A 22,853-nucleotide genomic window follows, 5' to 3' on the forward strand; every position below is an offset into this window, starting at 1 on the left:
GGCAAGGGTCTTGCTTCATGGCGCAACACTTCCGGTTCGCACCCTGGTTAAATCAGGCGATCCGGGCGACCCGCACACAGATTGCGGGCGAGGTTTAAGGAGACACACACCATGACCCCTCACGCGGCAGCCGACCCGCGCGGTTCCGAAAACGCCCCGGCCACGCTCGGTGACACCCCGAACGATCAGCCTGAACTGATCGCGCAATCCCACGAGCGATCCAAGTCCTACGGCTTGCGCCCGTATGAGTCGCCCGACTTCTGCCCGGTCCTGCACAGCGAGCTGAAAACAGAGATCGAGCGCAGCCAGTCGCTGTTCACGCACGCGCTCCCCGTGATGGAGACGCTCTACAGCCAGATCGTCAACACGCAAAGCATGGTGATCCTGACCGACACGTCGGGCCTGATCCTGCATTCGCTGGGGGACGACGATTTCCTGGCCCAGGCGAGCAAGGTGGCCCTTCAACCGGGCGCACTGTGGTCGGAAGCGAGCCGGGGCACCAACGCCATCGGCACGGCGCTGGCCGAGGCTAAACCCACGCTGGTCCACGGCTCCGAGCACTACTTGCAGGCCAATCAGTTCCTCACCTGTTCGTGTGCGCCGATCTTCGATCCGTACGGCGCCACCGTGGGTGCGCTCGATGTGACGGGGGACCATCGCGGTTTCCACAAGCACACCATGGCGCTGGTGCGCATGTCGGCGCAGATGATCGAGAACCACTTGTTTGCCAACACGTTCCAGGACGTGGTGTGCATCCACTTCCACTCGCGCCCGGAATTCATCGGCACACTGGTCGAGGGCATTGCGGCCTTCACGCCGGCGGGGCGCTTCCTGTCGGCCACCCGCAGCGGCGAATTCCAGCTCGGCCTGTCGATCCGCGCGCTGCATGCCCATACCTTTTCGTCGCTGTTTGGGCTGTCGATGTCGCAGTTGATCGACCGCGAACGCACCGCAGCGGCAGGTATCGTGCAGTTGCAACTGCCCAGCGGCGTGAAGGTGTTTGCGCGCGTCGAATGGAAGCGGCCGGCCAACCGCATGGTGGGCGGCGCGATTGGCGCTGATCTCTCGACCGACCGCGACGCGGCGCCGCGCCGGGCCTACATCGAGCCGATCCGGCAGCCGGCCAGCCTGGAGGCGCTGGACACCGGCGACGCGCAGATCCAGACCGTCATTGGCAAGCTGCGCAAGGTCATCGGCAAGGATATCCCTGTCATGATCCTGGGCGAAACCGGCACGGGCAAGGAGCTGCTTGCGCGCGCCATCCACGCCGACAGCCCGCGCCACGCCGGCCCCTTCATCGCCGTGAATTGCGCGTCGATTCCGGAAGCGCTCATCGAATCTGAACTCTTCGGCTACGAAGAAGGCGCCTTTACCGGCGCGCGCAAGAAGGGCGGCATCGGCAAGATGGTGCTGGCCAACGGCGGCACGCTCTTCCTCGACGAGATCGGCGACATGCCGCTGCACCTGCAGGCCCGCCTGCTGCGCGCATTGCAAGAGCGTGCGGTCTCTCCGCTGGGCAGCAACAAGCTGATCCAGGTAGATGTGACGGTCGTGTGCGCCACTCACCGCAACATGCGCGAGATGGTGGCCAGCGGCCAGTTCCGCGAAGACCTGTACTACCGGCTCAACGGTCTGGTCGTGCGCCTGCCGGCATTGCGCGAGCGCAGCGACCTCGACGTGGTAGCCGACAAGCTGCTGAAACTTGAACAGGCCGACGCGCCCCCCATCAGCGAAGCCGTGATGCAGATGTTCCGCAGCTACCACTGGCCCGGCAACATTCGCCAGCTCGGCAATCTGCTGCGCACCGCCCGGCTGATGGCCGAAGGCGCTCCGGAAATCACCGAAGACCATCTGCCCGACGATTTTCTTGAAGACTGGCAGGCGCGTCATGGCGACCAGCCGTCTCCGGACAATGCGGTGGCATCGGCAGCGGCTGTACCGCCTGTCACTCAAAACGTGGGCGGCACGCAGCCCAAGCGGCTTGCCGATGTGGAAAGCATGACGATCATGGCGGCCGTGCAGGCGCACAACGGCAACATTTCCGCCGCTGCGAAAGCGCTCGGCATTTCGCGCAACACAATCTACCGCCGGATCGACGAGGCCGGCGGCTTGCCTTCAGACACCGACTGACCACGCCGACGCACGGATGGCGGCGCCCAGCGCTTTCGTCATCTCACCCACCGCCAGGTGCCCACCCGGCACCCACACCAACTGCGCATGCGGGATCGCTACAGACAACCGCAGCGCATTGCCGGGCCGGCAAACCTTGTCTTCCCGCCCATGCAGCAGCGTCACCGGCAAACCCCTCGCCCCGATGCGCGTGGCCGCCCGCAGCAACGCTGCCTTCCCCAGCCCTGCTCGCCGATGCAGGTAATGCGCCTGCAACTGGTACTTGCGCACGAGGGCCATGCGCTGCTGCCAGGTTTGGCGACGTGCCAGCGGCCGCAGGCCCAACAGCCGATGTTCCGCACGCTGCCATGCCGTGGCAATGTTCAATTTCTGAACAGTTGTACCAGGCTGCAACATGTCTGTTGCAACGCGAAGGCGACCACGGGCCGCAGGAAAACCCTCACCTCGCCCACCGACGCCTCGCAAGAGATCACGACCGGCGCCGCGCGCGTTGAACAACGACTGCACATCGTAGAAACCGGTCAGGAAGGTGCCGCGCAGCACCAGCGCCGATACGGCATGGGGAAAGCGATCGGCATAGGCCAACGCCAGCGCTGCGCCCCATGACCCACCGACCACGCCCCAGCGCGCAATGCCGAGCGCAATGCGCAGTTGCTCCAGATCGGCCAGCAGCGCCGTCACCGTATTGCGCCGTAGCGTGCCGGCGGGTCGCGAGCGCCCGGCACCGCGCTGGTCCGGCAGCACGGCGCGATGCCGCAGCGGATCGAACCACGCAGCCATCGAAGGCGCGCAGCCGCTGCCCGGGCCGCCATGCAGCACCAGCCACGGTTCTCCGCTGTCAGGCCCGCATTGGCGCACATGCAGGCAGTGGCCGTCCGGCGTGCGCAGGTGAAAGCGGGCGGATGTGGTTGGCCAGTCGGAGGTGGGCATGGATGTTGCCTTGATGACGATGCGGCTGCGTTCGGCAAACGCCTGTGCAGCCGCTGAACAACGCTGTGCATTCACTAACTATGCCAACCCTCAAGGAGGAGACATGAACTGGACGACCCCCGCCTACACCGAACTGCGACTCGGGTTCGAGATCACCATGTACATCGCCAACCGCTGACACTGCGCGGCTGAGCACGCAAGGCTCCACGAGCCCGCCGGTTCTTCACGGCGGGCTTTTTTCCGCCTGGAGGCGCGCGTGCCTTCCCGCCATCCCCTGGCCGACTTCTTGCTCAGTCCGCCCCGACACGTTGGATTTGCATCATGACCATACTCAGGGTTCTCGGCTCGGCCGCCGGCGGCGGTTTCCCACAGTGGAACTGCAACTGTCGCAACTGCGACGGTGTGCGGCGCGGCACCGTGCGCGCCACGCCGCGCACGCAGTCGTCCATCGCACTCGGCGACGGCCAACACAGCTGGCTCGTGGTGAACGCCTCGCCGGACATCCTCGCGCAACTGCGCAGTTCGCCAGCGCTGCAACCGGCACGCACGCCGCGTGATACGGGCATCGTGGGCGTCGTGCTGATGGATGCGCAGATCGACCATGTGACGGGCCTCTTGATGCTGCGTGAACATCGGCAAGCGCTGCCCGTCTATGCCAGCGCAGCGGTCATCAGCGATCTGTCCACCGCCTTCCCGCTCACCCGCATGCTGTCGCACTACTGCGGTCTCGACACGCGCGCGCTCGCGCTGGACGGCACGGCGTTCTCGGTGCCCCCGCTCGACGACGTGGCGTTGACGGCGATCCCGCTGGAGAGCAAGGCGCCGCCCTACTCGCCCAGCCGCAACGCGCGCCGCGTGGGCGACAACATCGGCCTGCGCATCGTCGATCGCAAGAGCGGCCGGCGTGCATTCTACGCGCCGGGTCTCGCCCGTGTCGAACCCCATGTGCTCGACGAAATGGGCGCGGCCGACGTGGTGCTGGTGGACGGCACCTGCTGGCGCAACGACGAGATGCTCGCCCTCGGTTTTTCCACCAAGACGGCAGCAGACATGGGCCACCTCGCGCAATCCGGCCCCGGCGGCATGATCGACGTGCTCGACCAGCTGCCGGCCACGCGCAAGGTGCTGATCCACATCAACAACACCAACCCGATCCTCGATGAAGACTCGCCGCAGCGCCGGGAGTTGGAAGCACACGGCATCGAGGTGGCTTACGACGGCATGGAAATCTCGCTATGACACATCCTGTTGCCTGGACGGCCGAAGAGTTCGAAGCACGGCTGCGCGCGAAGCAGGCGGGCTATCACATTCATCATCCGTTCAACCTGCGCATGCGCGCTGGCGAATGCACGCCGGAGGAAATCCGCACGTGGGTTGCGAACCGTTTCTACTACCAGGTCAACATCCCGCTCAAGGATGCGGCCATCCTGTCCAACTGCCCCGACCGGGCAACGCGCCGCGAGTGGATCGTCCGCATCCACGACCACGACGGCGACGATGCGCAGCCGGGCGGCATCGAGAGCTGGGTGCGCTTAGGCGTTGCCGTGGGCCTGACGCGCGACGCGCTGTGGTCTCACCGGCATCTGCTGCCGGGCGTGCGCTTTGCGGTGGATGCGTATGTGAACTTTGCGCGCCGCGCGCCTTGGCAGGAAGCAGTGTGCTCCTCGCTCACGGAGATGTTCGCGCCGGACATTCACAAGGAACGGCTGGCCGGCTGGCCCGAGCACTATCCGTGGGTGCAGCCGGAGGGGCTAGCGTACTTCCGCTCGCGCATTCCGCTGGCCTCGCGCGACGTCGAGCACGGCCTGCGCGTGACACTCGACTACTTCCGCACGCCGGAGCAGCAACTGCGTGCGCTGGACATCCTGCAGTTCAAGCTCGACATCCTCTGGTCGATGCTCGATGCCATCCAACAGGCCCACGCACATGAGCCCTCCCTTGTCTGATCCGGCCCACCCCACGCTGCACCGGACCTTCCGGCTGCAATGGGAAGACATGCAGCAAAGCTGGGGGCTGCTGTACCCCGAAGGCATGGTCACGCTCAATGACAGCGCCGCCGCGATCCTGCAGCGCTGCGACGGTGCCCATACCCTCGACATGCTGATCGACGACCTGCAATCCGCCTTTGGCGTGCAGGGCATCGCTCCGGAGGTCCACGCCTTTGTCAAACATGCATTCGAACGCGGCTGGCTCGTTTGAGGCCGATTCGCTGCTCGCGCCGGCAGCTACGCCGATACCCGGTCCGCCGCTCTGGCTGCTGGCCGAGCTGACCTATCGCTGCCCGCTGCATTGCGCCTTCTGCTCCAACCCGGTCAACTACACGCGGCACGATCAGGAACTCTCCACCGAACAGTGGTGCGATGTGTTCACCCAGGCGCGGGCGCTGGGCGCGGTGCAGCTGGGCCTGTCGGGCGGCGAGCCGCTGTTGCGCAAGGATCTTGAAACCCTGGTTGCGCATGCGCATGGGCTCGGGTTCTACGTGAACCTCGTGACATCTGGGGTGGGCCTGACCGATGCGCGGCTTGGCGCATTGCGCGCTGCGGGGCTCGACCATATCCAGCTGTCGTTCCAGGACTCCACGCGGGAGCTGAACGACTTTCTGTCGAGCACGCGCACATTTGACCTGAAGCGCCAGGTGGCGGATCTGATCAAGGCCCACGGTTATCCGATGGTGATGAACTGCGTGATGCACCGGCATAACCTGCCGCACGTGGGCGCCATCATCGACATGGCGCTGGAGATCGGCGCCGAATACCTGGAACTTGCCAACACGCAGTACTACGGCTGGGCATGGGAAAACCGCCTGGCGCTGATGCCCACCCTGGAGCAACTGCGTGACGCCGAAGCCGTCGTGAACGACTACCGGACCCGCATCGGCAGCCGATGCCAATTGCTTTACGTCGTGCCGGACTACTTTGAGCAGCGCCCGAAGAAGTGCATGAACGGCTGGGGCACGACATTCCTCGGCATCGCGCCGGATGGCGTTGCGCTGCCCTGCCACTCTGCGCGCATGCTGCCGGGGCTGGAGCTGCCCAACGTGCTCAATCAGCCGCTGCGCGATATCTGGCGAAGCAGCGACGCCTTTCAGCGCTTTCGCGGCACGCATTGGATGCCGCAGCCGTGCCAGTCATGCGAGTCGCGCGAAGAAGATGCGGGCGGCTGCCGCTGTCAGGCCTATCTGTTGACGGGCGATGCGACGCGCACGGACCCGGTGTGCGGAAAATCGGCGGATCACGGTGCGCTTCAGAAGGTGGTGCTGCAAGGCCGGATGGCTGCGATGAACGGGTTCGGACAGATGCGTGACACCCGCACCGGCGAGGTCCCCATCGTGTTCCGGACCGATGCCAATTCGCGCCGGCTCACGCAACCATAGAACGCAATCCTGGAGAAGAGAAAGGGCCGGACAATGCCGGCCCTCTTCCTTTTCCCCGGCGAGCAACGTAGAAGCCTAGGAGCCTGAACTCAACACCCAGGCCACCAATTGCTTCGCTTCGTCTTCCTTGAGGTTGGAGTGCGCGGGCATCGGGATGCGGCCCCACACACCCTTGCCGCCTTCGCGCACTTTCTGCGCCAGTCTCGCGGGCGCGTCGGCATCGCCCTTGTACTTGGCGGCCACGTCGGCAAAGGCGGGGCCGACGATCTTGGTATGCATGCTGTGGCACGAGAAACAGCCGCTCTTGTCGGCCAGGGCCTGCATGTCCGGCGCGGCGTGGGCGGGCGCCGCCCCGATTGCTGCAGACACTACGGCCAGCAGCGAGAACACTCCATTGCGCATGATCACGATCTGAAACTCCTTGAAGCTGTGCGAGAGGCTGTGCGCCGCAAAGGCGCACAGCGCTCAACCACGCACGTCAGTTCTTGTGCAGCTTGAACACCCAAACCGAACCGCCCTGCTCCAGGAAGTTCACGCGCTTGGCCACTTCACCGCCCCACAGCGGCACTGCACCACCCCAGCCCGACACCACGGCCACGAACTGCTCGCCGTTGTCTTCCCAGGTGACGGGCGGCGCGACGATGCCGCTGCCAGTCTGGAATTGCCACAGCTCCTTGCCGGTCTTGGCATCGGCCGCCTTCAGATAGCCCTCGGGCGTGCCCCAGAACACCAGGCCACCGGCAGTCGTCATCACACCGCCCCACAGCGGCGCGTTGTTCTTGATCTGCCATTCCATCTTGCCCGTCTTCGGATTGATCGCGCGCAGTGCGCCGATGTAATCCTCATTGAGCGGCTTGATGGTAAAGCCAGCTCCCAGGTAGGCGGCGCCCTTCTTGTAGCTCACGGGTTCGTTCCAGATGTCCATGCCCCACTCGTTGGCGGGCACGTAGAACAGCCCGGTTTGCGGGCTGTATGCCATCGGCATCTGGTTCTTGCCGCCCAGGAAGCCGGGCTCGGCAAACACCGACTTGCCCTTCTTCTCTTCACCCGCGGCCTGGGCCGGATCGCCCGGACGGTGGTCGGGTGCGTAGTTCGGGCGGCCGGTCTTGAGGTCGATGCTGGTGGCCCAGTTGACCTTCACGAACGGGAACGCGTTGAGCAGCTTGCCGGTTTTCGCATCGTTCACGTAGAAGAAGCCGTTGCGGTCAGCCTTGCCGCCGACGCGCTTGCCGTCCATGTCGAACGTCACGAACTCGTTCACGCCGTCGAAATCCCAGCCGTCGTTCGGGGTGTTCTGGTAGTGCCAGACGATCTTGCCGGTGTCCGGGTCGATGGCCAGCGTGGAAGACGAATACAGGTTGTCGCCCTTGCGCAGATGGCTGTTCCACGGTCCCGGGTTGCCGGTGCCGAAGTAGACCAGGTTGGTCTGCGGGTCGTAGGTGCCGCCCAGCCACGTCGATGCGCCACCGGTCTTCCACGTCTCGCCGGGCCAGCTCGCGTTGAGCGTGCCCGTCATGCCGTTCTCGGTCTTGTTGCCATCCTTGTCGTACTTGTAGCCCATGTGGCCTTCGACCGTCGGACGCGACCAGATCAACTGGCCGGTCTTGGCATCGCGCGCTTCCACACGGCCGACCACGCCAAACTCGCCACCCGACACGCCCGTCAGCACCATGCCCTTCACGATCAGCGGTGCGGCGGTCGTTGAATAGCCGGCGGCGTAGTCCTCGATCTTGTCTTTCCAGACGATCTTGCCGGTGTCCTGATTGAGCGCGATCAGCTGCGCATCCAGCGTGGAGAAGATGACCAGGTTGTCGTACAGCGCGGCGCCGCGGTTGACGACGTCGCAGCAGGGCATGATGCCCTCCGGCAGACGCTGCTCGTACTTCCACAGCTTCTTGCCGGTCTTCAGGTCGATCGCATAGATGCGCGAGTACGACGCCGTGACGAACATCTTGCCGTTGTAGATCAGCGGCTGGGATTCCTGACCGCGCTGCTTCTCACCGCCAAACGAGAACGACCATGCCGGTACAAGCTGGCTGACATTCTTCGTGTTGATCTTGGTGAGCGTCGAGAAGCGCTGCCCTTGCGTACCCATGCCCCAGGTCAGCACGTCGTTCGACGATTTCGCATCGTTCTCGATCATGGCATCGGTAACGGGGGGCGTTGCCGCGTGCACGGCAACACTTGCAGCCGCCATGGCAGCCGCAAGTGCAATCACTCGTAGTGTCCTCATTCTTGTCTCCTCTACCTCTCTTTATGGTCCAGGTCCGGCAGTGTGATGTCACAACGGTCGGACTCAGGGCAAATCCCGTGCCATCGAAAAACGCCGTGAAATTGCGGTTTCAGGCCACTTGCAGTGTGTTGTTGCGTGCCATACCGCAACACATCGTTTGTTCTGTTGCGAAATGGAGCAACGCAATGAACGCAGCCCACGCGAAGACGGGGGGCTTACAGCGCGCGCGTGCGCTGGCCCGGCAGCATGCGTTGCACGCACCTCCGCGCATCGACCCACTGGTGCTTGATCACCCCGGCAACGTGGAGCACCACCAGGCAGAGCAGCAGATCGGCCGTCGTGCTGTGCACCGTGTAGAACATGTGCTGCAGTGCGCTGTCGACCCAACCCCAGCGCGGCAGCGGCACGCCCCAGAAGCGCGTTCCGTATGGATTGAACGAAGATCCGAGATAGCCCGACACAGGCATCACGACCATGCACATGTAGAGCAGGCGATGCGTAATGCGCGCCAGCTCCGTCTCCCAGCAGTACAGCCCCGGAATGGACGGTGGCGCAGCACGGCTGACGCGCACCACCACGCGCCACGCGATGACCAGCGCCGCCGTCAGCCCGAGCGATTTATGCAGATTTACCAAGACCGCCTTCCCCGGTGCGCCCTTGACCAGACCGGTCATGTAGAAGCCCAGCGCGAACAGGCCGCATAGCAACGAGGCGCTCACCCAATGCAACGCGATCTGCAGGGCCGCGTAGGCCGGCGCGGATGCGTGGGCGGGTCGATCAGCGCGGCGCATCGAGGCTGCCCACCGAGGTTGGATACGTCACCACACCCCAGGGCAACTTGTAGCCTTGGAGCGTATCGACGACCTCGCGCTTCTGCGGGTCGATCACCTGCACAGTGTTCGAGCGGCCGCAGGCAAGCAGCAGCTTCCGATCACCCGGCGTGAAGCTGAAATGCCAGCAACGCTTGCCGACCGGAATGGCGGCCACTTGCGCAAAGGTGCGGGCATCGAACACCTGCAACTGATCAGCGCGGCTGGCAGCCACCCAGAGGTACTGGCCCTCGCGGTCAAACGCGATCCCGTATGGCCCCTGCCCAGTGGGCACGGTCTTGATCGGCTTGAAACCGGCATCCAGCAGCAACAGGTTGTTCGAGTTTTCCAGCGTCACCACATAGGTCTTTCTATCCGGCGCGATCTTGATGCCGCGCGGCCGATTGCCGTATGGCGCGACATCCACCCGCCGGATCTGCTTGAGCGTCGACAGCTCATAAACGCCGACCGTGTTGTCACCTTCGTTGGCCACCAGCAGCAACTTTCCGTCCGGTGAAAATTCGATGGCTTCGGTCTCGCGGGCGGCCTTGATGCGGCCGACCACGGCCCACTGGCTGAGGTCGATGATCGCGACTTCGGCGGGGGCTTCATCGTTCTCATCCTTCTCGTCTTTCACGGCCCGGTCGTTCTTGCCCGGCGGCCCGCCTTCCGACGAAGGCTCGTAGGTGACGAACGCCCGGCGGCCGTCGGGCGAGATGCGCATGAACTCGACATTCCTGCCGACTGCGATGCGCTTGATCTCCTTGCGTGTGCCTGTGTCAATCACCGACACATCGGCGCTGCCCTGGTTGGCCGTCAGCAACCAGCGGCCGTCGGGCATGACAGCGAGGCCGCGCGGATCCTTGCCCACGGCAATCTCGTCGAGCCGTTTGAGCGTGCGTGCATTGAGCACGGTCACACCGCCGCCCTGATTCGTGACGTAGGCGACGGGATCCGACACCTCGGCAACCGCCTGGAGGGTCAATACCCAACCCACGCAAAGCAACGTGGCGATCCGGAAGTAGTAGGTCAGTGCGTTCATGATGGTCTCTTATGGGCGGCTCAGTCCGCATCGGCACCGGCGGCCTTGCCTCCAAACGAATACGTCAGGCCAATCCAGATCGCGCGCGGCGGTGCCGGCGTCATGAACTGCTGCTTCGCCAACGTGTAGATGCTCCGCATGCCCGACAGGCCGTAGGTGGAATAGCGCTTGTTGAACAGGTTGCTGACGTAGGCGGAAATCTCGAGGTTTCGCGTCGGCTTGTAGTGCAGGTTCAGATTGACGAGGCCGTAGCCGGCCACCTCGCCGTTCGGGTCGGCATTGCTTTCGTTGCCGTGTGCGATCTGCTTGCTGACCAGGATCACGTTCCCGCCCATCGACAGGTTCGGGCTGAAGGCGTACGACGCGCCGAGCTTGAGCGTCTTCGCGGGGATGCCCGGGATCTTGTTGCCGCTGACCACGTGCTGCCCGCTCGCCGTGGTGAATGCCGACTTGTAGATCGCATCGACATAACCAAAGTTGGCCGACAACGACCACTTGTCGATCTTCGTGCTGGCGCCCAGTTCAAAGCCGCGCCGTTCGGTCTTGCTGACATTGGCGAAGTAGCCGTACGTGTTTGACGTGGCGATGAACTGGATGTCATTGCTCAGGCGCGAGTCGTAGACAGCCGCGCTCCAGTAGGTGGACTTGCCCAGCTTTCCGCGGCCGCCGAATTCGATGGTTTTGGCTACCACGGCTTTCAGGTCCGGATCGCCGTTGAACCCCGTGGGGAGCGAGCACGGGCTGTTCGGATCGGCGCAAGACAATTCAATCGATGTCGGAGCGCGCATCGATTCGCTGTAGCTGCCGAAGATGCCCTGCCCCGCGCCCAGGTCGTAGTTGAACCCGAGCGCCGGGTTGAAACGGCGATAGCGATGCGAGCCGGCCAGGCTGTTGGTTTCCGGTCCGGCCACCGCCCCCGGCGGGACACCGTTCGGAGCGGTTGCCGCGCCCGATCCCGCATTCGAGTACCGATAGGCATTCGCGTAGCCGGGGTTGTAGTACGACACGCCCGATACTTGGTCCGTCCAGGAGTAACCGCCGTCTTCGTTCAGGTATTTATTGTTGGCGCCGCCCTGGTTGAGCGTTGTGTAGTTGAAGCTTCCAGAGGCAGTCACGCTCAGCTTCTCCGTCACGCTCAACGTATCGGTGAAGTACAGGCTGAAGTTGTTGACGTTGGACGACAGGTTGACCGCGCCGATGACGTTGCTGCCCGTGAACAACGCCGGGTTCGATGTCGACGGTGCCGATCCATTGGCGGTGAATCCGTATGTCTGGTTCGGGCTCACCACTGTCTGATAGTTGATCAACCGTGCCAGGTAGGTCGTCTGGTCATACGTGATGCGCGAATGATCGAACGCACCACCGAAGGTGAACGTATTGTCGTGTCCCGCAAGTTGGCTGAAGTTCGACCACTGCAGGGACGAGCCCACCGTGTCCTCATGCGTGGCGGAATCGACGACGCTGGTATTGATGGCGTTGGTCCAGCGGCCGTAGCCGAGCGCCAACGCATTGGCGCCGGTCACTGCATTGACTGCCGTGCCGTTGGGCGCCTTGTTCGCGCATTTGTACGTGGTGGTGCCACCTGCAGCGGTCGTTGCCAGCGAGCCGTCGTCGTTGAAGCAGCCGTCGTCCAACTGCGCGTTGCTGTTGACGTTGTGAAGGCTGGCCTTGCGGTAGTAGACGCTGCCGGCCAGTTGGTTGGTGTCGTTCAACCAATGGCTGCCCTTCAGGTTCAGCAGCGCCATCCGGTTTGAGATGGTGTCGGGCCACGTATAGGCGGCGCTGCGGTTCGCCATCATGTCCATCGGCAACGACTGCGTGCCGCTCAGCGACGTATCTGCCAGTGCGGCCGACAGCTCGAGCTGGGTAGCGCCGTCGTTGCCGTGCCACCGCGCTTTTCCATACAGTTGCTTGACGTTCGAACCCGAGTGTTCGCGAAAGCCGTCCTGCCGGTCGAAGTTGCCGGCGACGAAGTAATCGGTGCCGTGAGCCTTGTCGACGATACCGGTCTCAAAGCTCAGCGCACGGCGGCCAAACGACCCGCCCAGCGCCTCAATCGACGTGCCGGCGTTGTCCTTCCCGTTCTTGGTGTTGACGACAAGCGCGCCACCCAGTGTGTTGAGGCCGAACATCGGGTTGGAGCCCGGCAGGATGTTGACGCTGGACATCGCGTTCATGGGAATCAGATCCCAGTTCACGATGGAGCCGAAGGGCTCGTTCATCCGCACGCCGTCAAAGTAGACCGACACGCCGATGGGCACGCCCAGCAGCGACGACACCTGAAACCCGCGGTAGTTGATGTCGTTCTGGTACGGATTGCCCGACCCGTTGCCGATGCTCACCTGACCCAGGTTGTCGTTGAGCAGGTCCGCCAGGTTGGAGTTGCGTTGCTCGCGCGCATCCTTCGCGCTCACGCGCTGCGCATTGGCAGGAAACTGCGACAGCGGCACGCCAATGCTGTCGATCGGGGTCGAGCCGACGACCTGCGCGGTCGGCAATGCCACCGCCACGATCTGGTCTTCGGCAAACGCGGGCGAGTAAAGCCCCGCGGCAGTGAGCGCAGCCACGCCGCCTGCAAGGCACGGTGCGGCGTTGCGCACACGGCTGGTGCTCTTCTCCGAACGGCTGATAGGCGAATGCACGAAGTGTCTCCCCGAAGTTCTCGCTCGCGGGTCTCGGGTATCAATGACGTATCCCAGAGAACAGGCGTGGCGGTGGCTAATCCCGGCAGGGAATCAGCGGCAATGGGGGTGACACCTGCGCGCGTTGCGGCAGGGCAAATGGTTGGCACACGGCCATGTCTCCTCTTCTTGTTTGCCTGCGGGGTCGTTGCCTCGCAGGTCAGCGGCTGGCGCACAGGCGCGATTCCCCGGCGCCAGCCGTCCTGCTACACCATCAGAAGAAGCCCAGCGGCTTGGTGTCGTAGCTCACCAGCAGGTTCTTGGTCTGCTGATAGTGGTCGAGCATCATCTTGTGGGTCTCGCGGCCCACACCCGATTTCTTGTAGCCGCCAAACGCCGCGTGCGCCGGATACAGGTGGTAGCAGTTCGTCCACACGCGCCCTGCTTTGATGGCACGGCCCACGCGGTACGCGCGGTTGATGTCGCGCGTCCACAGACCGGCGCCCAGGCCGAAGTCGGTGTCGTTGGCAATCTGCAGCGCCTGCGCTTCGTCCTTGAAGGTGGTCACGGCAATCACCGGGCCGAAGATCTCTTCCTGGAACACACGCATGCTGTTGTCACCCTTGAGCAGCGTCGGCTTGATGTAGTAACCCTTCGACAGATTGCCGGGCAGCACTTCCACATCGCCGCCGACCAGGCACTCGGCGCCTTCCTCCTGTGCGATCTCCAGGTAGCTGCGGATCTTGTAGAACTGCTGCTCCGAAGCCTGCGCGCCGACCATCGTGTCGGTGTCGAGCGGGTCACCGCGCTTGATGGCGGCCACCTTGGTCAACACCGCATCCATGAAACGGCTGTAGATGGATTCCTGCACCAGCGCGCGCGACGGGCACGTGCACACCTCGCCCTGGTTGAAGAAGCCCAGCACCAGGCCTTCGGCGGCCTTTTCGATGAAGCTCGGCTCGGCCTGCATGATGTCTTCGAAGTAGATGTTGGGCGACTTGCCGCCCAGCTCCACCGTTGACGGAATGATGTTTTCGGCCGCGCACTTCATGATGTGCGAGCCGACCGGCGTCGAGCCCGTAAAGGCGATCTTGGCGATGCGCTTGCTGGTCGCCAAGGCCTCGCCGGCTTCCTTGCCGTAGCCGTGCACGACGTTGAGCACGCCCGCCGGCAGCAGATCGCCAATCAGCTCCATCAGCACGCAGATGCCCAGCGGCGTCTGCTCGGCCGGCTTGAGCACCACGCAGTTGCCGGCAGCCAGTGCGGGCGCCAGCTTCCATGCAGCCATCAGCAGCGGGAAATTCCACGGGATGATCTGGCCGACCACGCCCAGCGGCTCGTGGATGTGATACGCCACGGTGTGTTCGTTGATCTCGGCAGCGGAGCCTTCCTGCGCGCGGATGCAGCCGGCGAAGTAGCGGAAGTGGTCCACGGCCAGCGGGATGTCGGCATTCAGCGTTTCGCGCACGGGCTTGCCGTTGTCCCACGTTTCGGTCACGGCCAGCAGTTCGAGGTTCTGCTCGATGCGGTCGGCAATCTTCAGCAGGATCAGCGAGCGGTCCTGCACCGAGGTGCGGCCCCAGGCATCAGCGGCGGCGTGCGCGGCGTCGAGCGCGCGGTCGATGTCTTCAGCGGTCGAGCGCGGGAACTCGCCGATCACCTCGCCCGTCACCGGGGTCGTGTTGGTGAAGTACTGGCCCTTGACCGGCGACACGAATTCGCCACCGATGAAATTGCCATAGCGCGGCTTGAACGAAACGATGGCGCCGGGAGTGCCGGGATGAGCGTAACGCATGGGTTGTCTCCTGATGTTTGAGTGATGACCGCAGCGTCGTTGTCTGCGCTGTGTCCGGTCGTCATCTGCAAAACCCGGGCCATCCCCTGCGGTGGATGCTCCATCCACTCCCATCGCTTGTTCACGCCGATCGGCCGGCCTGACTGTTCCAGAATGGAACAACAGGTGTTGCAAAGCTCAACGCCCCATCACCTGAACACCCGATGGACGCTTGTGCGGACACACCGCTTGCATGGCATGACTTTCGCAACGTGGACCTTTCATCTGAACCTGCCAAGGCACACGATGAGAACGGCTTCACTCCATGCTGCCGCTGCTGCGCTGGACTTGCTGGCGGAGCAGTGAGTCTGGGGCTGATTCGTCTCTGCGCACCGCCCTGCTAACAGGGAAATTTGCAGGGAATTTGGCACTTTCCCTTCCCCTGATCCGGCCATACCCCAGATTTTGCGCGGGCTGCCCAGAGGTTGCTCGGCACGACGACCGACTCGGAACAGCGAATAACAGGGAAGCAGGCAGGTTTTCCAGCCTGGCACGTCATGGCAAAACGTTGACGCAACAGACTGTCGCCCGCAGCGGCCGCAGACGTTCGTCTTCATCTAAAACATCCGGTCCTCCCCCAAGGTGTCTGAAATTCGGTAGCCCATTGCCCCAAGTGACCGCGGTATGTGGAACGAAACGGGAACGCATCGATGGAGTTGTAAGGCCGGAATAAATGATGTATTGTCAATGCATGTTATATCGCTGCGGGCAAAGTTGAAAACCGCGCACCCACGGCCGACGGCAAGACAGGCCGCACAGGAAGATGAGAGACACGAAGTGAAACTAGATGGCCTACTGACCAAACCAACGCCTTCTTTCGACGAGCCGCTCGAAATGCTCAAGGCGTGTCACGAGCGTATTGCCGCGCAGTGCGCCACGCTCGCAAAACTGTCTGCACACCTGCCATCGCACGGTGCGGACGAGCAGGCGCGGCAGGCGGCCCGAAACATCATGCGCTACTTCGACGTGGCCGGGCCTCATCATCATGCCGACGAAGAAGAGGATCTCTTTCCGTTGCTGATGGTAGAGGGCCAGCGCCTGCGTTCACCGGTGGTCGAGGTGATCGCGTCGCTGCTCGATGAGCATCGATCTCTGGAAGCAAGCTGGGCGCAGTTGCGAGCAGTCCTTGCCGATATCGCCCAAGGCCAGGTCCGGCCGATCGAGCGCGCCTGGACGGACAGCTTTGCTGACGCATACCGCCGTCACATCGCCGTCGAAGAAGACCAGGTTCTGGTGTTCGCCCAAGCGTGCCTAGATCGGCAGCAACTCGCAAGGCTGAGCGCAGCGATGGTTGCTCGACGCGCTGTGGCATCGCACTGAAACCCCAATGAAGCCCATCACTAGGGCACTCTTTCCAGGAGAACCTTCCATGCCAACTTTGACAGACATCCACACCATCTTCGCCCAGCATCATGTTTTCGATGCGCGCGGCATTGCCAAGCGTTTCCGGCACGCGGCCATCTTCGGCGCGCTCGACGCCCTGGAGCCAGGCGAGGTGATGCGCTTTGTCAATGATCATGATCCACTCCCGCTCCTTGCGCAGATTGATCGGCACTACGGGCCGCGCGTGGATGCCGGGTATGTCGCCCGCGAGCCGGGCAACATCGTGATCGACTTTACGGTGAGAGCGGCAGGCTGAATGTCTGCCGCGTCGGCCATCAATGCCGGCGAACGTGTTTTGTGGCCGGCCGCGATCGTCGATCAGGTCGGCATAACGGATGCATGATGCGCAGATGATTCGGTCATTTGCGAACGCGCGGACACGTGCCGGTGACCTGAATACTCGTGGACAGAGGACAACATGCTGACCACAATCCAACTCGACAACGCACGCGCGCCTGACACCAGTTGCGAGACGCTTATGCCGCAGGCGCACCAAGAGATTGAGGCGACGAACGTCACCTGCAACAGTTGTGCATTGGCGCGCTTGTGCACCGCTGAGCCAGTCGACACATCGGCCGCAGAGCGGCTCAACGAGTCCATGCGCGGCATCCGCATGATCAAGCGCGGACAAGCGCTGTACCGCAGAGGCGGCAGCCTCCAAAGCATCTATGCCATCCGTGCCGGCTCCTTCAAAACCGTGATCCATCGGACAGGAAGCGAACAGGTCGTCGGCATCGCCTTGTCGGGTGACCCGCTTGGCGTTGACGGTATCGCCAGCGGCAAGCATGCCTGCGACGCGATTGCGCTGGAAGACAGCTCGGTATGCGTGATGCCGTTCGAGCGACTCGAACGCCTGTGCCATGAGCTGAAGATCGTTCAGCGGCACGTATTGAGCATGCTCAGCGCCGAGATCGTGCGCGGGTCCAAGTGGATGGCGCTACTCGGCACGATGGGAGCGGAGGATCGCGTCGCTACCTTTCTGTTCGACTTGTCGGAACGCTGGAGCGCGCGCGGCTTTTCGTCGACACAGTTCACGCTGAAAATGACACGCGCGGAAATTGGCAGCTACCTTGGGTTGAAACTCGAAACTGTCAGCAGAATGCTGACGAAACTGCAGCAGCGTCGGCTACTTGAAGTGCGCGGCAAAGACATCCGGATTCTCGATATGGACCGATTGCAGGCCGTGGCGATGGATGGCTGCACGCCGTTTTCCCGCTCCCGTTTAGTCTCGATAAACGACTAGGCTGAACAATAGCGTGACGTCCGCCTCGCATGCCCACGCGTCCAGCACCTTACCAACGAAATCCGGACTGTTGTCCATCGGGATGGACGCGGGCAAGCCTCGCATCTCCTTAAGCTGTTCCAGCACTTGCTTGACCCGCAGGCCCGGCAATGAAGTTTCAAGAACACCTACCAGCGCGTGGTCTACTACGCGTCGGACAACCCGCAGATCTTGAACGCCCCCACGACGGGGCACGACGTTTCGGTCGGGCAGTGCCTCCCCTTACATCATTCAGAAGAACTATTACAACCAGCGCATTATTTCGGAGCACCCGGACAATGTGGGATCTAACATCTGCAATATCGATGCATCCTCCTGCCTGACATGCACCGCGCCGGACATTTGTTGATCCCAAAGATGCCGACACCTACTCGTCGCTGGTATAGAGATAGAGCCAACGAGGCGATGGCCCATCAAATCGAAGGCCCATTTCACCTGAGTGCCTAACCGCCATCGCACCCCGCTACGAGAGCGCGGCGCCTCACAGTGGCAAACGAGCGCAGAAGGAGAGACGTCATGAGCGATACACGCGTTTTTGAGGTCTACCGCTACGATCCCGATTCAGATGTCCAGCCCTACATGCAGGCCTTTGACGTCGAGTTGAAGCCAGACGACCGGATGCTGCTGGACGTTCTGATTCACCTCAAGGCGCAGGACCAGACACTGAGCTTCCGAAGATCATGCCGGGAGGGCGTGTGCGGTTCAGACGCGATGAACATCAACGGCAAGAATGGCCTTGCCTGCACGACCAACCTCAACGCGCTGCAGCGCCATATCGTTCTACGCCCGCTTCCGGGCCTGCCCGTCATACGCGACCTGATCGTGGACATGACGGATTTCTTCAAGCAATACCAATCGATCAAGCCGTACCTGATCAACGACACTGCACCGCCGGAGCGTGAGCGCCTTCAATCACCTCAGGAACGCGACCAATTGGACGGCCTCTATGAGTGCATCCTGTGCGCCTGCTGCTCAAGCGCATGTCCGTCGTACTGGTGGAATCCCGACAAGTATGTCGGCCCGGCCGGGCTGCTGCAGGCGTATCGCTTTCTCGTGGATTCGCGCGACGAAGCCACTGCCGCGCGCCTGGACAACCTCGACGATCCCTACCGCCTGTTCCGCTGCCGAACGATCATGAACTGTACGAACGTGTGCCCCAAGGGCCTGAACCCAGCCAAGGCGATCAGCGAGATCCGAAACATGCTCGCCCGCAGGGCAATTTGATCGACGCCGCTTTAACGATCAGGAGAGAACATGGCAACACCACACGCCGCGCCCGGAGAGCTGATCGACGTCCGCCCACTGGGCGCTGCACTCCAGCAAGCAAAATCCGTCGCCTTGATCCGCTCGACGCACCTTGAAGTCATGCGACTCGTGCTGCCTACAGGCGGCCGTATTCCTGTCCATCAGGCGCCGGGAGAAATCACGGTGCAGTGCCTTGAGGGCGTGCTGAAGTTCGGCATGAACTCGGGCACACACACCATGCGCGCAGGAGATCTTCTGCTGCTTCCACCGGAAGAACCGCATTGGCTGGAGGCGGTGGAAAGCGCGTCGGTGCTCGTCACCCTCTATCTTCCGCAGCGCCAATAGGCCAATGGGCCAAGCGGAAGCCGTCTTTCGCGGTCCTGTTCCGAACACCCAACCTTATTGGACAGCCCCCTGCCCAACGTGCCCCGTCAGCGGTGCCCGCCGCACTTCCGACAGGTAGAGGAGGATCAGCGACACCCACACGATGCCGTAGAGGAACATGAAGCACGACGAGCGCACTCGGAACACGTCCAACAAGACGCCAAAGATGATGGGGAGGAGAAACCCGCCCAGGCCGCCGGCCAGGCCGACGATACCGGTCACGACCCCCATGTTTGCTGAGAAATCGTCCGCCACGTACTTGAAGGTAGACGCCATGCCGAAGGCGAATACGCTGCCCATCAGGAAGATCAGCGCAATGAATGCCGCCAACGGTATCTGCAGATGCAGATTGAATGCACCGTCGATGGTGTGGATCGCGAGGTCGGTCGGCGGATACGCAAGCAAGAACAGGCAGACCCACGCGACCCACAGCCCCCACCAGGTCACGTTCTGGGCGCCCCAGCGATCGGCAAGCCAGCCACCGACGGCCCGCAGGACCGACCCAGGCAACGAAAACCCCGCCGCAAACGCCGACGCCGCAACCAGCGTCATCCCATACTCATTCTTCAGATACTGCGGCATCCACAACGACAGGGCGGTGAACCCGCCAAAGGTGATCGAGTAGTACTGGCACAGTCTCCAGACGCGCCGGTCACGCAGCACCTTGAAACTGTCCACCCAGGACCCCTGCGCCCGCCCCGCGCCCGGGTCGGACGCCGATGCCAGCCAGAAGATGACCGCCGTCACCAGCAGGGCAACCGCATACGCACGCGGCACGAAGCGCCAGCCGTAAGCCGCCTGCAGCGACGGCGTGAGAAAAAGGTTGATGGCCGCGCCCGACGTACCGGCGCCAAAGAACCCCATCGCAAAACCGCGTCGCTCCTGCGGAAAGAAGCGCGCAACGTAGGGGGTTCCGACCGCGAAGGACGCACCGACGCAGCCGAGAAACAGGCCGATCACCAGAAACTGCCAAAGCGCGGTCGCGTAGCTGACGGCGTACACCGGCACCGCGCAGACGACAAGCAGTGTGGTCATGACGATGCGGCCGCCAAAACGATCCGTCCACGCGCCCAGGGGCAGCCGCATCAGGGCTCCGGTCAGCACAGGCGTGGAGGTCAGCAACCCGAACTCGGTGCCGTTCAGCTTCAGATCTTCGCGCAACTGGACGCCGATCACGCCAAACATCATCCACACCACAAAGCAGACCATGAACGCGAGCGTGCTTGCCAGCAGCACTGACCACGCTTGGGCCGAAATGGCCGGGGCGCCGGCCTGATTGTTCGTTGCGCCTGGTGCTCGCATGCTGGCTCCCCTTCCTCTGTGCGTTGCCGACCTATTGAACCAGGGGTCCGTTGGCGGCCCCAAGATCCACACCTTCGACTTGCGCCTGCGAAGCCAGTATCGACACGTATTGCTGCGTGGCCTTGTGTCTGACGCGCGCTTCAAGGTATTGAGCAATCTCGGCCTCGACCGCATCGAACGGCACGGTGTCGCCCGCCACGCGATGCTCGATGCGCACAACGTGGAATCCGAACCGCGTCTTGACGATGCGCGGCAGAACCCCCGTTTCAGTTGAATCGAACAGCACGCGCTCAAACTCCGGAACGCTATCGCCACGCAACAACTGGCCAAGGCTGCCGCCCACGCCCGCAGATGGGCAATTGGAGACTTCGCGCGCCACGGCCTCGAATGTTTCTGGGGCCTCCAACACCTGCTGCAGTGTCTGCTGCGCCTTTTGCAACAGCAACGCGACCGGCGCACGGTCGGTCACCGCAAACAGGATATGGCTGGCATAGACGATATCGTTGCGCCGGAAGCGAGCCGGGTGGTTCTGGTAGTACCGCTCGCAATCGGCACGGGTTGGCTCGGGTACGGCCAGCTCGCGTTCGAGCAACGCATCGACGCACGCATCATCCAGCGCATCGCTGTCTGAAATGAGCTGCAACGCCACAGCGCGTTGCCTCAGCAACTCGTGGATTGCCAACGCACAGGCCGCCGCAGCCAGCGGCTCGGGCTCGCCTGCGTGGTGCTGCTCTTCCTCTGCGATCAACGCAGCGTCGATCACCACACCGTTGATGCGCACCACGGTTGCACTGCCGGACGTTGCCTGCATGCTCATCAAGCCTCCCCCCATTCAGCGTTAACGCTTGCGCACCAACTGATACGGCCGGATCAGATACGCCAGTGACGCAAAGCCGCTCCAGATATGGACCATCCGCGTGAACGGCGTCACGAGAAAGATGGTGAAGCCGAGCAGGATGTGCAACTGATACGTGAGCGGCACGCCATCGAGCAGGCGCGCGATACCGGGGCGGAAGGTGACCACGCCCTTGACGTAGTCGGTCAGCACCTCGAACAGCGCGCCGTCCATATGCCGCATCGACAGCACCACGGTCCCGAGCCCAAGTGCGAGCTGCACCCACAACATCAGCACGATGACGATGTCCCAAGTGCGGCTGTTGCGCCGGACGCGCGTGTCCGAGAGCCGCCGATGTATCAGCATGGTCAGGCCGATGATCGAGACGATGCCTGCCGCGCCCCCGCCCACCATGGCCAGCAACTGGTGCCCCGATGCCGACAGGAAGGGTGACACCATCCAATGCGGTGCGAGAAACCCGGCAAAGTGCCCCACCACGACTACCAGAATGCCCCAGTGAAACAGATTGCTGCCCACGCGTAACGTGCCTCTGCGCAGCATCTGTGAGGTATCGCTCTTCCACGTGTACTGCTCACGATCGAAGCGGATCAGGCTGCCCAGCAGCAGCACCGCAAGGCAGATGTACGGATAGATGCCGTACAGGAATTCGTGAAGGTAGTCAGTCATGCCAGTTCTCCTGACAGCTTGAATCGGGCCGCTTCAACGGGGTTCGCGAGGGTCACGGGGATGGCCCGGCCGTTTGTCGTAAAAATGGAGCGGTTCGGTCACCGGGGTCTCCGCGCCGACAAAACGCACCGGCTCGTCGGCATAGGCGGCGTCGAGTGCCCGGTAGTCTGCGGCGCTGGGTGGCGCATCGACGTCATCATCGGCGCTCTCGCCATCCGACGACACGCTGTGCCGAATACCGGCCAGCGGTAGCAGCGCACCAACCACGAACCGATACCGGCTCGCCCGCTCGGTCAACCGCGTGGTAATGGCCTGCAAAATCTCGCCGGTCTCAGCCAGCAGACTCCGCGCCTCCTTCTCGGGCAAGCGCGAGAGGTATTCGAGAAACACCGGCAGGTAGTCCGGCAACTCGCCCGGCCGCAAATGCAGACCCTGCTTCTCATACATGTTCAGCAGATCGACCATCGCCTGGCCGCGATCACGCGACTCGCCATGCACGTGCTCGAACAAGTACAGCGAAGTCGCGCGGCCACGGTCGAACAATGCAACATAGCGCTCCTGCAGCGTCATCAGATCGCGCTGGGCGTATTCGTCGATAAAGCGGTCGAGTCCGGCGCGCACGTCCAGGGGCAGCGCGCGTGCCGCATTCAGCAGCGTGCGGGCCTCCGGCAAGGCACGCTGCGTGGATGGGTCGGGGTAATCCAACAGCGCCGACAGCACGGAAAACACAACGCCCGTCGATCCGGTGGTTGCTGCCATCATG

The 22,853-nt window shown here is 63.0% G+C and carries 22 protein-coding genes and 1 pseudogene; 12 read left to right on the forward strand and 11 right to left on the reverse strand.

The window, feature by feature from the left end; all coding sequences use genetic code 11:
• Positions 1–111: 111 nt before the first annotated feature.
• A complete protein-coding gene (locus ACUXH0_RS03830) occupies positions 112–2,130 on the forward strand; it encodes a sigma-54-dependent Fis family transcriptional regulator (RefSeq protein WP_182593746.1) in 2,019 nt (672 codons plus the stop codon).
• Here ACUXH0_RS03830 and ACUXH0_RS03835 read toward each other — a convergent pair.
• A complete protein-coding gene (locus ACUXH0_RS03835; protein WP_182593745.1) occupies positions 2,116–3,060 on the reverse strand; it encodes an alpha/beta fold hydrolase in 945 nt (314 codons plus the stop codon). The genes ACUXH0_RS03830 and ACUXH0_RS03835 overlap by 15 nt on opposite strands.
• Positions 3,061–3,163: 103 nt before the next feature.
• Here ACUXH0_RS03835 and pqqA point away from each other — a divergent pair, with 103 nt between their 5' ends.
• The 5 genes from pqqA (at position 3,164) to pqqE (ending at position 6,433) form a co-directional block, all read left to right on the forward strand.
• A complete protein-coding gene (gene pqqA, locus ACUXH0_RS03840; RefSeq protein WP_009277446.1) occupies positions 3,164–3,238 on the forward strand; it encodes a pyrroloquinoline quinone precursor peptide PqqA in 75 nt (24 codons plus the stop codon).
• 143 nt (positions 3,239–3,381) lie between these two features.
• A complete protein-coding gene (gene pqqB / locus ACUXH0_RS03845) occupies positions 3,382–4,299 on the forward strand; it encodes a pyrroloquinoline quinone biosynthesis protein PqqB (RefSeq protein WP_004631190.1) in 918 nt (305 codons plus the stop codon).
• A complete protein-coding gene (pqqC, locus tag ACUXH0_RS03850; RefSeq protein ID WP_004631191.1) occupies positions 4,296–5,006 on the forward strand; it encodes a pyrroloquinoline-quinone synthase PqqC in 711 nt (236 codons plus the stop codon). The genes pqqB and pqqC overlap by 4 nt, the downstream gene beginning before the upstream one ends.
• Positions 4,987–5,259, forward strand: a complete 273-nt coding sequence (pqqD, locus tag ACUXH0_RS03855; protein WP_182593744.1) for a pyrroloquinoline quinone biosynthesis peptide chaperone PqqD — start codon at positions 4,987–4,989, stop codon at positions 5,257–5,259. The genes pqqC and pqqD overlap by 20 nt, the downstream gene beginning before the upstream one ends.
• Positions 5,231–6,433, forward strand: a complete 1,203-nt coding sequence (gene pqqE / locus ACUXH0_RS03860; RefSeq protein ID WP_182593742.1) for a pyrroloquinoline quinone biosynthesis protein PqqE — start codon at positions 5,231–5,233, stop codon at positions 6,431–6,433. Before pqqD ends, pqqE begins: the two co-directional genes overlap by 29 nt.
• A 75-nt stretch (positions 6,434–6,508) precedes the next feature.
• Here pqqE and ACUXH0_RS03865 read toward each other — a convergent pair whose 3' ends face one another.
• The 6 genes from ACUXH0_RS03865 to exaC all read right to left on the reverse strand — a co-directional run bounded on the left by ACUXH0_RS03865 (position 6,509) and on the right by exaC (position 14,933).
• A complete protein-coding gene (locus ACUXH0_RS03865) occupies positions 6,509–6,841 on the reverse strand; it encodes a c-type cytochrome (protein WP_009241204.1) in 333 nt (110 codons plus the stop codon).
• A gap of 70 nt (positions 6,842–6,911) precedes the next feature.
• Entirely contained in the window at positions 6,912–8,666 is a 1,755-nt protein-coding gene (locus ACUXH0_RS03870) for a PQQ-dependent methanol/ethanol family dehydrogenase (RefSeq protein ID WP_009241205.1), read from the reverse strand.
• A gap of 215 nt (positions 8,667–8,881) precedes the next feature.
• Entirely contained in the window at positions 8,882–9,457 is a 576-nt protein-coding gene (locus ACUXH0_RS03875; protein ID WP_182593740.1) for a cytochrome b, read from the reverse strand.
• On the reverse strand, positions 9,444–10,517 hold the full coding sequence (locus ACUXH0_RS03880) for a beta-propeller fold lactonase family protein (RefSeq protein WP_182593738.1): 1,074 nt from the start codon (positions 10,515–10,517) through the stop codon (positions 9,444–9,446). Before ACUXH0_RS03880 ends, ACUXH0_RS03875 begins: the two co-directional genes overlap by 14 nt.
• A gap of 20 nt (positions 10,518–10,537) precedes the next feature.
• Positions 10,538–13,159: a TonB-dependent receptor domain-containing protein gene (locus ACUXH0_RS03885; RefSeq protein WP_182593736.1), complete on the reverse strand. Its 2,622-nt coding sequence runs from the start codon at positions 13,157–13,159 to the stop codon at positions 10,538–10,540.
• Positions 13,160–13,412: 253 nt separating this feature from the next.
• Positions 13,413–14,933 carry an acetaldehyde dehydrogenase ExaC gene (gene exaC / locus ACUXH0_RS03890; RefSeq protein WP_004631207.1) on the reverse strand — a complete coding sequence of 507 codons (1,521 nt, stop codon included), beginning with the start codon at positions 14,931–14,933 and terminating at the stop codon, positions 13,413–13,415.
• Positions 14,934–15,686: 753 nt separating this feature from the next.
• On the opposite strand from exaC, the gene ACUXH0_RS03895 reads away from it, so the two are divergent.
• From ACUXH0_RS03895 to ACUXH0_RS03920, 6 genes and pseudogenes are all read left to right on the forward strand, one after another.
• Entirely contained in the window at positions 15,687–16,292 is a 606-nt protein-coding gene (locus ACUXH0_RS03895; protein ID WP_249262914.1) for a hemerythrin domain-containing protein, read from the forward strand.
• A 49-nt stretch (positions 16,293–16,341) separates the two neighbouring features.
• Entirely contained in the window at positions 16,342–16,611 is a 270-nt protein-coding gene (locus ACUXH0_RS03900; protein ID WP_004631230.1) for a DUF2249 domain-containing protein, read from the forward strand.
• A 162-nt stretch (positions 16,612–16,773) separates the two neighbouring features.
• Positions 16,774–17,598 (forward strand): helix-turn-helix domain-containing protein, encoded by an 825-nt coding sequence (locus ACUXH0_RS03905; RefSeq protein ID WP_182593735.1) that lies wholly within the window; start codon positions 16,774–16,776, stop codon positions 17,596–17,598.
• A 156-nt stretch (positions 17,599–17,754) separates the two neighbouring features.
• Positions 17,755–17,980: pseudogene (locus ACUXH0_RS03910) on the forward strand (DUF2334 domain-containing protein); the annotation flags it as partial.
• A gap of 173 nt (positions 17,981–18,153) precedes the next feature.
• Positions 18,154–18,861 (forward strand): succinate dehydrogenase iron-sulfur subunit, encoded by a 708-nt coding sequence (locus ACUXH0_RS03915; RefSeq protein ID WP_182593733.1) that lies wholly within the window; start codon positions 18,154–18,156, stop codon positions 18,859–18,861.
• Between the two features lie 30 nt (positions 18,862–18,891).
• Positions 18,892–19,227 carry a cupin domain-containing protein gene (locus tag ACUXH0_RS03920; RefSeq protein ID WP_009241217.1) on the forward strand — a complete coding sequence of 112 codons (336 nt, stop codon included), beginning with the start codon at positions 18,892–18,894 and terminating at the stop codon, positions 19,225–19,227.
• A 54-nt stretch (positions 19,228–19,281) separates the two neighbouring features.
• On the opposite strand, the gene ACUXH0_RS03925 is transcribed toward ACUXH0_RS03920, so the two are convergent.
• Genes ACUXH0_RS03925 through narJ form a run of 4 tightly spaced genes read right to left on the reverse strand, consistent with a single transcriptional unit; the run spans position 19,282 to position 22,852 of the window.
• Positions 19,282–20,568, reverse strand: a complete 1,287-nt coding sequence (locus ACUXH0_RS03925; RefSeq protein ID WP_182593731.1) for an MFS transporter — start codon at positions 20,566–20,568, stop codon at positions 19,282–19,284.
• A gap of 31 nt (positions 20,569–20,599) precedes the next feature.
• Positions 20,600–21,385 (reverse strand): peptidylprolyl isomerase, encoded by a 786-nt coding sequence (locus ACUXH0_RS03930; RefSeq protein WP_009241219.1) that lies wholly within the window; start codon positions 21,383–21,385, stop codon positions 20,600–20,602.
• Between the two features lie 21 nt (positions 21,386–21,406).
• A complete protein-coding gene (gene narI / locus ACUXH0_RS03935) occupies positions 21,407–22,090 on the reverse strand; it encodes a respiratory nitrate reductase subunit gamma (protein WP_009241220.1) in 684 nt (227 codons plus the stop codon).
• A 33-nt stretch (positions 22,091–22,123) separates the two neighbouring features.
• Entirely contained in the window at positions 22,124–22,852 is a 729-nt protein-coding gene (narJ, locus tag ACUXH0_RS03940; protein ID WP_009241221.1) for a nitrate reductase molybdenum cofactor assembly chaperone, read from the reverse strand.
• Between the last annotated feature and the right edge of the window lies 1 nt (position 22,853).

The sequence above is a fragment of the Ralstonia sp. 110700041-2 genome, assembly GCF_056280165.1.

Excerpts from the sequence above, each read along its gene's own strand:
- ACUXH0_RS03830 (WP_182593746.1), top strand. The coding sequence starts at position 112 with ATGACCCCTCACGCGGCAGCCGACCCGCGCGGTTCCGAAAACGCCCCG.
- ACUXH0_RS03835 (WP_182593745.1), bottom strand. The coding sequence starts at position 3,060 with ATGCCCACCTCCGACTGGCCAACCACATCCGCCCGCTTTCACCTGCGC.
- pqqB (WP_004631190.1), top strand. The coding sequence starts at position 3,382 with ATGACCATACTCAGGGTTCTCGGCTCGGCCGCCGGCGGCGGTTTCCCA.
- pqqC (WP_004631191.1), top strand. The coding sequence starts at position 4,296 with ATGACACATCCTGTTGCCTGGACGGCCGAAGAGTTCGAAGCACGGCTG.
- pqqD (WP_182593744.1), top strand. The coding sequence starts at position 4,987 with ATGAGCCCTCCCTTGTCTGATCCGGCCCACCCCACGCTGCACCGGACC.
- pqqE (WP_182593742.1), top strand. The coding sequence starts at position 5,231 with ATGCATTCGAACGCGGCTGGCTCGTTTGAGGCCGATTCGCTGCTCGCG.
- ACUXH0_RS03870 (WP_009241205.1), bottom strand. The coding sequence starts at position 8,666 with ATGAGGACACTACGAGTGATTGCACTTGCGGCTGCCATGGCGGCTGCA.
- ACUXH0_RS03875 (WP_182593740.1), bottom strand. The coding sequence starts at position 9,457 with ATGCGCCGCGCTGATCGACCCGCCCACGCATCCGCGCCGGCCTACGCG.
- ACUXH0_RS03880 (WP_182593738.1), bottom strand. The coding sequence starts at position 10,517 with ATGAACGCACTGACCTACTACTTCCGGATCGCCACGTTGCTTTGCGTG.
- exaC (WP_004631207.1), bottom strand. The coding sequence starts at position 14,933 with ATGCGTTACGCTCATCCCGGCACTCCCGGCGCCATCGTTTCGTTCAAG.
- ACUXH0_RS03900 (WP_004631230.1), top strand. The coding sequence starts at position 16,342 with ATGCCAACTTTGACAGACATCCACACCATCTTCGCCCAGCATCATGTT.
- ACUXH0_RS03905 (WP_182593735.1), top strand. The coding sequence starts at position 16,774 with ATGCTGACCACAATCCAACTCGACAACGCACGCGCGCCTGACACCAGT.
- ACUXH0_RS03915 (WP_182593733.1), top strand. The coding sequence starts at position 18,154 with ATGAGCGATACACGCGTTTTTGAGGTCTACCGCTACGATCCCGATTCA.
- ACUXH0_RS03920 (WP_009241217.1), top strand. The coding sequence starts at position 18,892 with ATGGCAACACCACACGCCGCGCCCGGAGAGCTGATCGACGTCCGCCCA.
- ACUXH0_RS03925 (WP_182593731.1), bottom strand. The coding sequence starts at position 20,568 with ATGCGAGCACCAGGCGCAACGAACAATCAGGCCGGCGCCCCGGCCATT.
- ACUXH0_RS03930 (WP_009241219.1), bottom strand. The coding sequence starts at position 21,385 with ATGAGCATGCAGGCAACGTCCGGCAGTGCAACCGTGGTGCGCATCAAC.
- narI (WP_009241220.1), bottom strand. The coding sequence starts at position 22,090 with ATGACTGACTACCTTCACGAATTCCTGTACGGCATCTATCCGTACATC.
- narJ (WP_009241221.1), bottom strand. The coding sequence starts at position 22,852 with ATGATGGCAGCAACCACCGGATCGACGGGCGTTGTGTTTTCCGTGCTG.